The organism is Streptomyces sp. NPDC020958 (genome assembly GCF_055562175.1).
Window position 1 is genome coordinate 484,416 of the sequence record NZ_JBVHFU010000004.1, and the last position, 13,210, is coordinate 497,625.

13 protein-coding genes are annotated in these 13,210 nt (G+C 71.7%); 5 read left to right on the forward strand and 8 right to left on the reverse strand.

Going from position 1 to position 13,210, the window contains the following annotated elements:
- Window positions 1–1,434 carry an alpha,alpha-trehalose-phosphate synthase (UDP-forming) gene (locus ACZ3KP_RS16075; RefSeq protein WP_467500286.1) on the forward strand — a complete coding sequence of 478 codons (1,434 nt, stop codon included), beginning with the start codon at window positions 1–3 and terminating at the stop codon, window positions 1,432–1,434.
- Between the two features lie 49 nt (window positions 1,435–1,483).
- On the opposite strand, the gene otsB is transcribed toward ACZ3KP_RS16075, so the two are convergent.
- Genes otsB through ACZ3KP_RS16090 form a run of 3 tightly spaced genes read right to left on the reverse strand, consistent with a single transcriptional unit; the run spans window position 1,484 to window position 3,929 of the window.
- A complete protein-coding gene (gene otsB, locus ACZ3KP_RS16080; protein ID WP_467499979.1) occupies window positions 1,484–2,350 on the reverse strand; it encodes a trehalose-phosphatase in 867 nt (288 codons plus the stop codon).
- A gap of 58 nt (window positions 2,351–2,408) precedes the next feature.
- Window positions 2,409–2,642, reverse strand: coding sequence for a DUF3263 domain-containing protein (locus ACZ3KP_RS16085; protein ID WP_358974363.1), 234 nt, complete (start codon window positions 2,640–2,642; stop codon window positions 2,409–2,411).
- 18 nt (window positions 2,643–2,660) lie between these two features.
- Entirely contained in the window at window positions 2,661–3,929 is a 1,269-nt protein-coding gene (locus ACZ3KP_RS16090) for an ABC transporter substrate-binding protein (RefSeq protein WP_467499981.1), read from the reverse strand.
- 129 nt (window positions 3,930–4,058) lie between these two features.
- On the opposite strand from ACZ3KP_RS16090, the gene ACZ3KP_RS16095 reads away from it, so the two are divergent.
- Together ACZ3KP_RS16095 and nagA are read left to right on the forward strand one after the other, a co-directional pair.
- Window positions 4,059–5,000 carry an ROK family protein gene (locus ACZ3KP_RS16095; protein ID WP_467499983.1) on the forward strand — a complete coding sequence of 314 codons (942 nt, stop codon included), beginning with the start codon at window positions 4,059–4,061 and terminating at the stop codon, window positions 4,998–5,000.
- Window positions 5,000–6,226 carry an N-acetylglucosamine-6-phosphate deacetylase gene (gene nagA, locus ACZ3KP_RS16100; RefSeq protein ID WP_467499985.1) on the forward strand — a complete coding sequence of 409 codons (1,227 nt, stop codon included), beginning with the start codon at window positions 5,000–5,002 and terminating at the stop codon, window positions 6,224–6,226. Before ACZ3KP_RS16095 ends, nagA begins: the two co-directional genes overlap by 1 nt.
- A gap of 28 nt (window positions 6,227–6,254) precedes the next feature.
- Here the strand turns inward: nagA and ACZ3KP_RS16105 are convergent, their stop codons facing one another.
- The 3 genes from ACZ3KP_RS16105 to ACZ3KP_RS16115 all read right to left on the reverse strand — a co-directional run bounded on the left by ACZ3KP_RS16105 (window position 6,255) and on the right by ACZ3KP_RS16115 (window position 8,655).
- Window positions 6,255–6,920, reverse strand: coding sequence for a response regulator (locus ACZ3KP_RS16105; RefSeq protein WP_467499987.1), 666 nt, complete (start codon window positions 6,918–6,920; stop codon window positions 6,255–6,257).
- Window positions 6,917–8,023 carry a sensor histidine kinase gene (locus tag ACZ3KP_RS16110; protein ID WP_467500288.1) on the reverse strand — a complete coding sequence of 369 codons (1,107 nt, stop codon included), beginning with the start codon at window positions 8,021–8,023 and terminating at the stop codon, window positions 6,917–6,919. The genes ACZ3KP_RS16105 and ACZ3KP_RS16110 overlap by 4 nt, the downstream gene beginning before the upstream one ends.
- 101 nt (window positions 8,024–8,124) lie before the next feature.
- Window positions 8,125–8,655 carry a hypothetical protein gene (locus ACZ3KP_RS16115; protein ID WP_467499989.1) on the reverse strand — a complete coding sequence of 177 codons (531 nt, stop codon included), beginning with the start codon at window positions 8,653–8,655 and terminating at the stop codon, window positions 8,125–8,127.
- 170 nt (window positions 8,656–8,825) lie between these two features.
- On the opposite strand from ACZ3KP_RS16115, the gene ACZ3KP_RS16120 reads away from it, so the two are divergent.
- Both ACZ3KP_RS16120 and ACZ3KP_RS16125 read left to right on the forward strand, forming a co-directional pair.
- Window positions 8,826–9,755 (forward strand): 1-phosphofructokinase family hexose kinase, encoded by a 930-nt coding sequence (locus ACZ3KP_RS16120; protein ID WP_467499991.1) that lies wholly within the window; start codon window positions 8,826–8,828, stop codon window positions 9,753–9,755.
- Between the two features lie 89 nt (window positions 9,756–9,844).
- Entirely contained in the window at window positions 9,845–10,198 is a 354-nt protein-coding gene (locus tag ACZ3KP_RS16125; protein WP_467499993.1) for a hypothetical protein, read from the forward strand.
- 71 nt (window positions 10,199–10,269) lie between these two features.
- Here ACZ3KP_RS16125 and ACZ3KP_RS16130 read toward each other — a convergent pair whose 3' ends face one another.
- Window positions 10,270–11,229, reverse strand: coding sequence for a CBM35 domain-containing protein (locus ACZ3KP_RS16130; RefSeq protein WP_467499995.1), 960 nt, complete (start codon window positions 11,227–11,229; stop codon window positions 10,270–10,272).
- A gap of 118 nt (window positions 11,230–11,347) precedes the next feature.
- The gene (cdgB, locus tag ACZ3KP_RS16135) at window positions 11,348–13,003 is read right to left on the reverse strand and encodes a diguanylate cyclase CdgB (protein ID WP_132892013.1); all 1,656 of its coding nucleotides are present in this window, start codon (window positions 13,001–13,003) and stop codon (window positions 11,348–11,350) included.
- Window positions 13,004–13,210: the final 207 nt, after the last annotated feature.

The following is a 13,210-nucleotide window of genomic DNA, read 5'->3' on the forward strand; positions in this document are numbered from 1 at the left end:
ATGGCTTCCACCGGCAGTGCAGAGGTGCTGGTCGCGTCCAACCGCGGCCCGGTTTCGTACGAGGTGCACCCTGACGACGCGGACCGCGCCCTGCGTGCCAAACGCGGCGGCGGCGGGCTGGTCTCGGGGCTCTCGGCCATCGGGCCGGACGCGAACGCGGTGTGGGTGTGCGCCGCGCTGAGCGACGGTGACCGCGAGGCGGTCCGGCGGGCCGGGGGCGGCCTGCTGCCGGAGGCGGACACCGGGGGCCAGCGGGTCCGGATGCTCGACATCGAACCGGGCGTGTTCTCGGACGCGTACAACGGCATCGCGAACTCGGTGCTGTGGTTCGTCCACCACATGCTCTACCAGACCCCGCTGGAACCGGTCTTCGACGCGGAGTTCCGGCGCCAGTGGGAGTCGTACCGGGCCTACAACCGCGCGTTCGCCGAGGCGCTGGCCGAGGAGGCGGGCGACGGCGCGGTGGTGGTGATCCAGGACTACCACCTGGCGCTCGCGCCCCGGATGCTGCGGCAGCTGCGGCCCGACCTGCGGATCGGTCACTTCTCGCACACCCCGTGGGCACCGCCGGACTACTTCCGGCTGCTCCCCGACGACATCGCGGCGGAGCTGCTGAGCGGGATCCTCGGCGCCGACCACGCGGCGTTCCTGACCCGCCGCTGGGCGGACGCGTTCGTGGCCTGCTGTCACACGGTGCTGGGCCCGGGGATCCCCTCCTCGTCGGACACCCGGATCGGGGTGCACGGCCTGGGCGCCGACGCCGACTTCCTGCGCAAGCGGGCGCACGAGCGGGACGTGGACGAGCGGATGGCGGCCCTCCGGGAGGAGATCGGGGAGGGCCGCAAGACCATCGTCCGGGTCGACCGGACCGAGCTGTCGAAGAACATCGTGCGCGGGCTGCTCGCCTACCGGCAGCTGCTCGACGACCGTCCCGAGTGGCGGGAGCGGGTGGTGCACGTCGCGTTCGCCTACCCCTCGCGGCAGGACCTCGCCGTCTACCGGGACTACACGGCAGAGGTGCAGCGGGTCGCGGACGAGATCAACTCGGCGTACGGGACGGCGGACTGGACCCCGGTGGTGCTGCACGTCAAGGACGACTTCGCGCGCTCGCTGGCGGCGTACCGGCTGGCCGACGTGGCCCTGGTGAACCCCATCCGGGACGGCATGAACCTGGTCGCGAAGGAGATCCCGTTGGTGTCGGACGAGGGGTGCGCGCTGGTGCTCTCGCGGGAGGCGGGGGCGTACGAGGAGCTGGGCGAGGACGCGGTGGTGGTGAATCCCTACGACATCGGGGGGACCGCGGCCGCGTTGCAGGAGGCGTTGACGATGAGGGTGGAGGAGCGGGCGGAGCGGTGCAAGCGGCTGGCCGCCGCGGCGACCGCGTTGCCTCCTGCGGCTTGGTTTCTTGAGCAGTTGGGGGCGTTGGGAGGGTAGTTCGTCGGGTGCGGGTGGGTGGGGGCTGGTCGCGCAGTTCCCCGCGCCCCTAAAGGGCGCTCATGGCAGCCAGGGTCTGTAGGAGCCGTACGACGCCCTCCGGGCCGTTCACCACCAGGTCTGCTCGGTCGGCGAGGTCGGTCACCTCCTCGTTGCCGCTGCACACCAGGAGGCCCGGGACGTTCTCCTTGCGGAGTTCCTCCACCGCGGCGAAGGCCGGGATGTCGCCCAGGTCGTCGCCCGCGTAGAGGACCGCGCCCGCGCCGATCTCCCTCGCGAACTCGCGGAGCGCCACCCCCTTGTCCATGCCCGGCGGGCGGAGCTCCAGGACCAGGCGGCCCGGTTCGACGATCAGGGCGTGCCGGGTGGCCAGGTCGGTGAGGGGGACGCGGAGGGCTTCGAAGGTGGCCTGGGGGTCGTCGGCCCGGCGGGTGTGGACGGCCACCGCGAACCCCTTGTCCTCGATCCAGGTGCCGTGCGCGGCGCCCACGCGGTCGAGGAGGGCGGGGAGTTCGGCGCGGACGGCCGCGATGCCGGGGTGCGGGGGCGGGGCGGTGAGTTCGCCGGTGGCCGCGTCCCAGCGTTCGGCGCCGTAGTGGCCGAGGACGACCAGGTGTTTCAGGCCGGGGATCTCGGCGAGGCCGCCGTGGCGGACGGCGACCTCGGCCGGGCGGCCGGTGATGACGGCGACGGCGGCCACCTTCGGCGCGAGGGCCGACAGGGCCGCCGCGGCGTCCGGGTGGGCCCGCGCCTGCTCGGGGTCGGCGACGATCGGCGCCAGCGTCCCGTCGAAGTCGAGGCCGACGAGGGCGGTGCGGGGCCGCGCGAGCAGCGCTTCGAGTCCTTCGCGACCGGCGGGGGTGCGTGGCGTCGGGAGGGGTTCCGTGACGTGGGGGTCCGTGCTGTGGTTGCCCATACGGCTGACAGTATCCGAGCGCCCTCGTTTCAAGCGTCCCGAAGATCCCCCACGGCCGTCAGCGCTCCCCGCGCCGCGTCTCGCGCACTCTGCGCAGCCGGTTCACCGTCACCGGGTCGTGGGCCAGTGCCCGCTCGTCGTCGAGCAGGGCGTTGAGGAGCTGGTAGTAGCGCACCGGCGCCATGTCCAGCTCCTCCCGTATCGCCCGTTCCTTCGCGCCGGGGCTCGGGAAGCCCCGGCGTTCCAGGGCGAGGATCGTCAGCTCGCGTGCGCCCAGTTCTTGCCGGTCCATGCCGAGAACCGTACGCGCTCAGCCGGTCGCGGCCGCCGTACGGCTGTCCGCGAGGGACGCCTCGGCCTGGATCTGCGTGAGCACGCTGGTCGGGTTGCCGGACGGGCTGACCGCCGTACCGATCTGCTTCTTGATGTCGGCGCTGACGGCCGCCCAGGACGTCTTGCCCGCCGGGTACAGCTCGGAGGTCGGCAGCTGCTCCAGGAAGGGGCGCAGCTGCTTGTCCTGGGCCTGGCCGGAGTCGGTCATCGTCTGGGACGCGGACGTGGTGACGGGCAGCAGACCGTACTCGCGGGAGAAGTCGAGGACGTTCTTCTCGCTGTAGACGTAGTTCAGGAAGTCGCCGACCTGCTTGGCGTGGCCGTTCTGCTTGAACGCCGCCATCCAGTCGGTGACGCCCATGGAGGCGGTGGGGGTGGACTGGCCGGCGCGGGCCGGCATGGCGACCGTGCCGAACTTCACGCCCTTCTTCTCGGCCTGCTTGATCAGGGTGGGGTGGCCGTTGAGCATGCCGACCTGGCCGTCGGCGAACGCGGCGAACGCGGTCGCGCGGTTCAGCCTGCCGGGGGCGGTCGGGCCGGTCAGCCCCTTGCCGACCAGCTCGTCCTTGAGCCAGGTGAGGGTGTCGATGTTCTGCGAGGAGTCGATCGTGTACGTGCCGGTGTCGTCGGTGTAGCCGCTGCCCCCGCTGAGCAGCCACTGCATCGTCTCCGCCTGCGCCTCCTCGGGGCCGAGCGGCAGCGCGTACGGGTACTTCACGCCGCGTGCCTTGAGCGCCTCGGCGTCGGCCGCCAGTTCGGTCCAGGTGGTGGGCGGGGTGAGGCCGGCTTCGGAGAAGAGGGTCTTGTTGTAGAAGAGGACGCGCGTGGACGCGGCGAAGGGGATGCCGTACTGCGCGTGGTTCCACTGGCCCGCCTCGGCGAGCTGGGACGGGAAGTCGGCCTGCACCGGGATGGAGAGCAGGTCACCGGCCTCGTACAGCTTGCCGGCCGCCGCGTAGTCGGCGTACGCGCCGATCTGGGCCAGGTCGGGGGCCTTGTCGGCGGCGACCATCTCCTTGACCTTGCGGTCGACGTCGTTCCACGAGTAGACGGTGACGTCGATCTTCACGCCGGAGTGCGTGGCCTCGTACGCCGCGGCCAGCTTGTCCCAGTACTTCTGGGAGCTGTTGGCGGCGGAGTCCCCGTAGTCCGCGGCGACGAGTCTGAGGGTGACGTCCGAGGATCCGGTCGTCCCACAGCCACCGAGGACCGCCGTCATGCCCAGAGCGGACACCACCGCGGTCATTCCTGCCTTACGCCGCCGCACCTGTACTACCTCGATCTAACTGTCTCGCCGTTCAACATGTGGACCCATAAGGTCTACACCACGCGAGTGGACTAGACCTCTTGCGGGTCGGCGGGCCACACTGTCCTCGTGAGACATGTCATCGCCCTGGACGTGGGCGGCACCGGAATGAAGGCCGCGCTGGTCGGCCCGGACGGCGAGCTGCTCCACCAGGCCCGCCGGGCGACCGGCCGCGACCGCGGCCCCGACGCCGTGGTCGCCGCCATCCTCGACTTCGCCGCCGACCTGCGGGCCCACGGCGAGCGGCAGCTCGGCGAGCCGGCGGCCGCGGCCGGCGTGGCGGTGCCGGGCATCGTCGACGAACACGCCGGGACCGCGGTCTACGCGGCCAACCTCGGCTGGCGCGACGTTCCGCTGCGCGCCCTCCTCTCCGACCGCCTCGGCGTCCCGGTCGCCCTCGGCCACGACGTCCGCACCGGCGGGCTCGCCGAGGGCAGGCTCGGCGCGGGCCGGGGAGCGGACCGCTTCTTCTTCGTGGCGCTCGGCACCGGTATCGCGGGCGGCTTCGGCCTGGACGGCCGGGTGGAGCCGGGCGCGCACGGCTTCGCGGGCGAGATCGGCCACGTGGTCGTACGGCCGCGGGGCACCCCCTGCCCGTGCGGGCAGCGCGGCTGTCTGGAGCGGTACGCGTCGGCGGCGGCGGTGAGCGAGGCGTGGGCGGAGGCCTGCGGCGACCCGGAGGCGGACGCGGCGGACTGCGCGAAGGCCGTCGCGTCCGGCGACCCGAACGCCGTACGGGTGTGGGAGGAGGCGGTCGGCGCCCTGGCCGACGGCCTGGTCACGGCCCTGACCCTGCTGGACCCACGCGTCCTGATCATCGGCGGCGGCCTGGCGGAGGCGGGAGACGTGCTCTTCGACCCGCTGCGGGAGGCGGTGCGGACCCGGGTGACCTTCCAGAAGCTCCCGGCGATCGTCCCGGCCGAACTGGGAGACACGGCCGGCTGTCTGGGCGCGGGACTGCTGGCCCAGGACCTGTTGACTACGACGACTACTGCGGAGGTAACGCCCTGATGGCTGCCAACGAGCGTGAGGACGGCGCCCCCTCAGGGGCGCGGGGAACTGCGCGATCAGCCCCCACGCACCCGCAGCCGGGGGCAAACAGCCTGATCCTCTCCGGTGCCCGGACAGTCCTCCCCACCGGAGTGGTCGACAAGGGGCGCCTGGTCGTCGACGGCACGAAGATCGCCGCCGCCGCCCCGGCGGACGCCCAGCTCATCGACCTCACCGGCCACTACCTGATCCCCGGCTTCGTCGACATCCACAACCACGGCGGCGGCGGAGCCTCCTTCAGCTCGGGCACCGCCGAACAGATCCTCACCGGCGTCCGCGCCCACCGCCTGCACGGCACCACCACCCTGGTCGCCTCCACCGTCACCGACGACATGGACGTCCTCGCCCGCCAGGCCGCCCTCCTCTCCGAGCTCGCCGAGCAGGGCGACATCGCCGGCATCCACTTCGAGGGCCCGTTCATCTCCCCGTGCCGCAAGGGCGCCCACTCCGAGGGGCTGCTGCGCGACCCGGACCCGGCGGAGGTCCGCAAGCTGGTCGACGCGGCGCGCGGGCAGGCGAGGATGGTCACGCTGGCCACCGAACTCCCCGGCGGCATCGAGTCGGTACGGCTCCTCGCCGAGCACGGCGTGATCGCGGCCGTCGGCCACACGGACGCGACGTACGAGCAGACGGTCGAGGCGATCGACGCGGGCGCCACGGTCGCCACCCACCTCTTCAACGCGATGCCGCAGATCGGACACCGCGCGCCCGGCCCGATCGCCGCGCTCCTGGAGGACGAGCGGGTGACGGTCGAGCTGATCAACGACGGTACCCATCTGCACCCCGCCTCCCTCCAGCTGGCGTTCCACCACGCGGGGCCGGACCGGGTCGCGTTCATCACGGACGCCATGGACGCGGCGGGCGCCGGTGACGGCCGCTATCTGCTGGGCCCGCTGGAGGTCGAGGTCACGGACGGGGTGGCGCGGCTGGTGGAGGGCGGTTCGATCGCGGGCTCGACCCTGACCCTGGACCGCGCGCTCCGACGGGCGGTGACCGTCGACCGCCTCCCCGTCGAGCACGCCGTCGCCGCGCTGTCCGCCAACCCGGCCCGCCTGCTCGGTCTTTACGACCGCGTCGGCTCCCTGGAGCCCGGCAAGGACGCGGATCTCCTGGTCCTGGACGACGAGTTCACGCTGAAGGGCGTGATGAGGAAGGGCGAGTGGGTGGTCGCACCCGAACTGCCCTGACCGCGGGGTATCGCGGGGGTGGGGGAGGTCAGGCCAGGCCGGCCGCGATGGCGCGGCGCACGGCCTCGGCCCGGTCCCTGATGCCGGCCTTGGCGAAGAGGTTGTTGATGTGCGTCTTCACGGTCGCCTCGCTCACGAAGAGCTTCTCGGCGATCGCGCGGTTGGGCAGGCCCTGGCCGATCAGGGTGAGCACTTCGCGTTCGCGGGGCGTGAGGTCCGCGGGCAGCTGCGGTCCGGACGCCGTCGGTCTGGCGCGGACGGTGGCCAGCAGCCGATCCTGGACCTCGCGGTCCAGGACGGACTGCCCCGCGGCGGCGGCGCGGATCGCGCGGACGATGTCCCGGCGTCCGGCGTTCTTCGTCAGATAGCCGCGGGCGCCCGCGCCGAGGGCGGCCAGGATCGAGTCGTCGTCGGCGAACGTGGTGAGCACGACGACGGCCACCTCGGGGTGCCCGTCGCTCAACCTGCGGGTGGTCTCGATTCCGTCGAGCACGGGCATGCGCAGGTCCATCAGCACGACGTCCACCGGACCGGCGGCGACCGCGTCCAGTACGCCGTTGCCGTCCGCGGCCGCCGCGACGACGTCGATGTCCTCGGCCAGACCCAGCACCGCGGCGAGCGGCTCCCGGACGGCCGCCTGGTCGTCGGCGACGACCACGCGCAACGGCGCGGAACTCTCGGTGGGTTCACTCATCGCGGGATCACTGCCTCCACTTGCCAGCCGCCTTGGTCCGGTCCCTCGGTGACCGGGCCGGCGGTGAGGGTGCCGCCCAGCAGGGCGACGCGTTCGCGCATTCCGATCAGTCCCATTCCGCTGCCCGCTCCCGCGTTCACCGCACGGCTGGCCCGCCGGTTGCGGATCGTCAGCGTCGTCGAGGAGGCCGCGAAGACCAGCTCCAACCGCACCGCACCGCCCGGGGCGTGCCGCGCGGCGTTGGTCAGGGATTCCTGGGCGATCCGCAGCAGGTTCTGGGTCACCTGGGCCGGTATCTCCCCGGGGGTGCCGCAGACGGTCAGGGCGTCGCGGTGGCCGGACGACTCGAGCATCGCGGTGAGGGTCTTCACCAGCGGCAGCGAGTCCTCGCGGAGCGCGTGGACGGTCCACTGCGCCTGCTTCAGGCTCTCCTTGACGAGGCTGTGGGCCTTGTCATTGACCGCCCTGACCTTCTCCAGGTCGCCGGTGTCGAGCAGCGCGTCGGCCAGTTCCAGCTGCATGTTGATCCCGGCCAGCGAGTGCGCCAGGACGTCGTGCACGTCCCGGGCTATCCGGCCGCGTTCGGCGAGCACGGCTGCCTGCGCCTCGGCCCGGGCGGCGCGCTCCGCGCTCTCGGCCGCCGACAGCGCGGCGTCCACGGCCTGATGCTGGACGCGGTTGACTATCCCGATCAGGACCGGTGCGCCGGTCGTGAGGCCAACAGCCCAGGGCAGCAGGTCGTGACCGGGCCCGACATCGAAGTACAGGACGCCGCCGCAGAGCAGGCCACAGGCCAGCGCCAGGACGAGGGCCGGTCTGGTCGGCAGCCGGTACCCGATGTGACCGGAGATGAAGAAGGCGAAGAGGTAACCCGTTCCGCTGCGGCTGACGCCGATCAGCGCGGCCGCCGCGAGGACGCCCAGCGACAGCCAGACGACGGCGACTCGCGGTGGGACCTTGCCCAGGGGCAGGCCCCGGCCCAGCAGCGCCGCACTGTTCAGTACGAACAGGACCGCGACCACCAGCCCCCGCCCGCTGCCGCCCATCGGTCGGATCGTCAGGGCCCCGCAGACGATGACCGCCGCGGTCAGGGCCCACTGCACCCGGGGGTCCCGGCCCGGGATCGGCCGGGGTGCGGCCGACGGGGGCTGGACCTGTCCGGGGGAGGAGGCGGTCTCGGCGGTGGGCACGGCCAGACCATAACTCACGGTCGGACCGCGACGCGGTGCGAGGCGGGGGCGGGCTGCCCGGCGGTCAGCATCCGGCTGCGGACGAAGATCGTGGCCAGCCGGGTGACGACCTCGGTGAGCGCCATCAGGACGAAGGCCGCCACCCATGCCTGGTCGCTGGTGATGTGGTGGGCGAGGCTGAACCGGGCAACGTCGTCGGCGCCGCCGTGCTCGGTCCACAGCTGGAAACCCATCCGGGCACCCATGCCGAGCACCCACAGGATCGCGGAGACCGCGCCCGCCTTGATGAGGATGTGCTCGCCCGCGGTCCTGACCCTGGTGTAGACGCCACCGGCGACGCCGAGTACGGCGCCCGCGGCCATGAGTGCTCCTACCAGCACCAGGTCGTTGCCCTCGGTGGGAACGGAGTCCAGGTACGTGTGGGCCACGTAGGCCACGATCCCCAGGGGGATCAGGAAGGTCTTGAGGTCCAGCCGGCCTTCCCGCAGCTGCCGGAAGACGACGAGGATGAGAGTGATGTCGGTGATCCACTCGGTCGTTGTCATGCCCCCAAGCCTGCTGTCACAGGGCCCGCGACGCCTGGACCCATGGGTGGAAACGAGGGTGGAGAAGCAGGCGGGGCGCCACGACAGCACCTAGGCCCGGCCGCCGTCCCTTTGGCATGATCGAGCCCCCGAAACGAACCCCACGGCCGCGCCTGCGCGGGAGGTCGCCGGTGATCCTCACCGTCACGCTGAACACCGCTCTCGACATCACCTACCGGGTCGGCGCACTGCGCCCGCACACCTCGCACCGCGTCTCCGCCGTGACCGAACGGCCGGGCGGCAAAGGGGTGAACGTGGCACGGGTGCTGGCCGCGCTCGGGCACGAGACGACGGTGACCGGGTTCGCGGGCGGGGCCACCGGGGCGACGGTACGGGAGCGGCTCGCGGAGACGGCGGGGATACGGGAGGCGTTGCTGCCGGCGGCCGGGGCGACCCGGCGGACGGTCGCCGTCGTGGACGAACGGACGGGCGACACGACCCAGTTGAACGAGCCGGGGCCGCAGATAGCACCCGCCGAGTGGGGTGCTTTCCTCGACCACTACGAGGAGCTGCTGCGCGGGGCCTCGGCGGTGGCGTTGTGCGGGAGCCTGCCGCCGGGGGTGCCGGTGGGGGCATACGCCGGGCTGGTCAAGGCGGCCCGTGCCGCCGCTGTCCCCGTTCTCCTCGACACCAGCGGCGAAGCCCTGCGGCGCGGGGTGGCGGCCCGGCCCGACCTGGTCAAGCCGAACGCATTCGAACTGGCCGAACTCACCGGCTCCCACGACCCGTCCCGCGCCACCCAGGACGCCCGCCGCCGCGGCGCCCGCGCGGTGGTCGCCTCCCTGGGCCCCCAGGGTCTCCTCGCGCTCACCCCGGAGGGCTGCTGGCGAGCCGTCCCACCCACCCGAGAACACGGCAACCCGACGGGAGCGGGCGACGCGACGGTGGCCGCCCTCCTGTCCGCCCAGGTGGAGCAACTCCCCTGGCCGACCCGCCTGACCCGCGCGGTGGCCTTGTCAGCGGCGACGGTACGGGCACCGGCGGCGGGCGAATTCGACCGCGGGACCTACGAGAAGCTGCTGGGCCAGGTCACGGTGACCGGTGAGATCGCTGTGGCGTAATTCCGCCTTCAGTCTGGTTCAAGCGTTCGATAAGGTCGCAATCGATCATGGATCCACTTGACCAGGATCCAATCCCAAGGGGGTATGTCATGCGCGCATCAAGAAACTTCGCCCGACTCGCAGCTGTTGGCATCGCATCGGCGGGCCTCATCGTCTCCATGAACTCCTCGGCAATGGCGCGCGACTGGCCCGGCGCTTACGCCTACACCGGCCACACCGCTACCGTCAGGGCCGACAAGACCACCAGCTCGGCCAAGCTCGACACCATCTCTGGGCTTCAGGGACGGAAGTGTGGAGTCAGCGATTGCGAAGCGCACGCCGGGGGTTCGTACACGTGCTGGAGTGGCGGCCCGAAGGGCAACACGTGGGTCACGGTCTTGTACAACGGCAACCATCTCGGCTGGGTAGCCGAGAAATGCGTGAACTTCGGGCGCATCGAGTGACAGGAATTACTCCTTGAAGGGGTCCCTGCCGCCCTCTGGGCGACAGCGACCCTTCTGGCGTTTCGAGGCGCTCAGCCGCCGGACTTGACCCAGCCCTTCACCAGCCACATCTGGTCGAGCAGAGCGTCGCACTGGTTGCCCTGTTCGCAGGAGAGCTTGATGGTGTTGGTGCCCTTGTTGAGCTGGACGTAGTTGTAGGTCCGCGTCCAGCCCTTGGTGTAGTCGCCTGCCGCTGCGTGCGCGTAGTTCTTCATGCCGACCGGCGTGTTGGACGCCGTGCCGTTGACCGTGAGGGTGGCGGTGGCGTCCTTGCCGGGGACGCTGTAGCCGACGTACACCGAGTACTTGCCGCTGTCGGGTATGCCGTTGACGGTCCACGTCACTGAGGCGCCGACGGCGTTGAAACCCGTCACGTAGGTGCCGCCGTCGGCATTCGCGCCCTTGACGTCCGAGGCCACGGTCGCGCCGCCGTCCAGGCGCAGCGCCTTCGCGTCGATCTTCGGCAGCTCGCCCGACGCCGACACCGAGCTGGTGCTCGACGGGGAGGGGGACGCGGTCCCCGACTGGGTCGGGGTGGTGGAGGCGCCGGTGTTGGCCTTGTTCTTGTCGCCGTTGCCGTTGAGCATGGCCACGCTGATGCCGATGACCACCGCGGCCACGACCGCGATCGCGCCGATGAGGAGGCCCTTGGTGTTCGGGCCGCGGCCGCGGGCCGGGGCGGGCGGGGCCTGGCGGGTGGTCGGGGCGCCGCCCGGGAAGGTCTCCGGGGCCTGGTAGGCCGCGGCGGGCTGCTGGCCGTAGCCCCCTGCTCCCGGCTGCTGCGGGATGGTCTGGCCGCCGTACTGCGGCGCCTGCTGCTGCCCGCCGTACGTGCGCTCGCCGACCGAACGCACTCTGCTGACGGCGTTCGGGTAGCCGTAACCACCGGAGCCGGACGGCGGCTGGGCCCCTCGGGCCTGGCCGTCGGCGTAGAGGTAGCCGAACGGGTCGTCGTCCTCGGGCGTGCTCGCGCCGTTGTCGCCGGGCGTCATCCCTTGGTACTCCTCAACAGGTGCGGGCGGATGCAGTACAGGTATTGAGTGTCGAGCCTACCCGGTCTGACTGAGCCAAACGGGTGACCCAGACCGCATCAGCGAGCTGACCTGCGCATCATCCGGCACGCCGATGCGCTTTGGGACGAGATCGTTTCTCTACGTACATCCGCTCGTCCGCGGATTTCAGGACTTCGTCCGCCGTCATGCCGCAGTGCGCCCAGCCGATGCCGAAGCTGGCGCCCACCCGGACCGCCCGGCCCTCGGCGCGGATCGGCTGGATGATCTCGTTGCGCAGGCGTACGGCGAGGTCCTGGGCGTCGGCCTGGCCGAGCCCGTCGGCGAGGATCACGAACTCGTCGCCGCCGAGCCGGGCCACGGTGTCGCCGTCGCGGACGCCCCTGCTGAGGCGCCGGGCGACCTCGATGAGGACCGCGTCACCCGCGTTGTGCCCGAACCGGTCGTTGATCGACTTGAAGCCGTCGAGGTCGCAGAAGAGCACCGCGAGCCCCTTGGCGCCGTCGTCGCGGCTCTCGTCGGGGGCGACGGTGTGCACGTGGTGGTCGAAACCGTCGTACGACGACGAGGAGCCGCCCGTCGCGCCGGCGAAGTCGAAGCCGTGGCCGTTGACGTCGTAGGCGGGGTGGCCGTAGGCCGCGTCCAGCGACTCCGGCTCCCCGCTGCGGCGGCAGAGCCGGGCGGTGAGCCGGGAGCGCAGCTCGGCCGAGTTCGGCAGGCCGGTGAGGGCGTCGTGGGAGGCGCGGTGGGCGAGCTGGAGCTCGCGACGCTTGCGTTCCTCTATGTCCTCGACGTGGGTGAGCAGGAAGCGGGGCCCGTCGGCCGCATCGGCGACCACGCTGTTGCGCAGGGACACCCAGACGTACGTGCCGTCGCGGCGGCCCAGGCGCAGTTCCGCGCGGCCGCCCTCCGCCGAGGTGCGCAGGAGGGTGCCGATGTCCTCGGGGTGGACCAGGTCGGAGAAGGAGTAGCGGCGCATCGCGGAGGCGGGGCGGCCCAGGAGGCGGCACAGGGCGTCGTTGGAGCGCAGTATCCGGCCGTGCTGGTCGCCGCCCATCTCGGCTATCGCCATGCCGGAGGGGGCGTACTCGAAGGCCTGCCGGAAGGATTCCTCGCTGGCGCGCAGGGCCTGCTGCTCGCGCTCCAGCCGGACCAGGGCCCGCTGCATGTTCGCACGCAGACGTGCGTTGCTGATCGCGATGGCGGCCTGGAAGGCGTACATCTGAAGGGCCTCGCGGCCCCAGGCGCCGGGGTGGCGGCCGTTGCGCGGGCGGTCGACGGAGATCACGCCGAGCAGTTCGCCGCAGGAGCTGCCCGATATGCCGGGCGTGTACATCGGGGCGAAGAGCCGGTCCGACGGGTGCCACTCGTCCTCGAACCGGGGGGCGGGGCCGTCGGTGTACCACTGCGGGACGTCGTCGTCGTCGAGGACCCAGCCCTCGGTGTGCGGTATGAAGACGAGGTCGCCCCACTTCTCGCCCATCCCCAGCCGCCGGTCCCAGGAGTCGCGGGAGCCGACCCGGCCGGTGATCAGGGCCTCGGCGGCCGGGTTGCCGGAGAAGGCGGCGACGACGAGGTCGCCGTCGGGGCGCACGAGGTTGACGCACGCCATCTCGTAGCCGAGGGCGGATATGACGCCGTCCGCGACGGTCTGCAGTGTGTCCGCCAGGCTGCGGGCCGTGTTCATGTCGGCCATGACCTGGTGCAGCTGTCGCAGGGACGCAAGACGGACGTAGGGTTCCGATTCGGTCTCCATGCTCGCCCTCCCCCCGAGACCTCGCAGCGAATCAAGGGTCTGCTTCGGCGCTACTTTTCCCCGCCACTGAATCACAGCGCGCTGCCCACTCGGTACACAGGGTCAACAATTAATGCCCCTTGTGACTCAAGTCACAGGGAAAGGTGAGCAATTGCGTGGAGTTTCTGCGTTTTCCCTGTGTGTTTACGAACACAGCCTTTGTCGGCC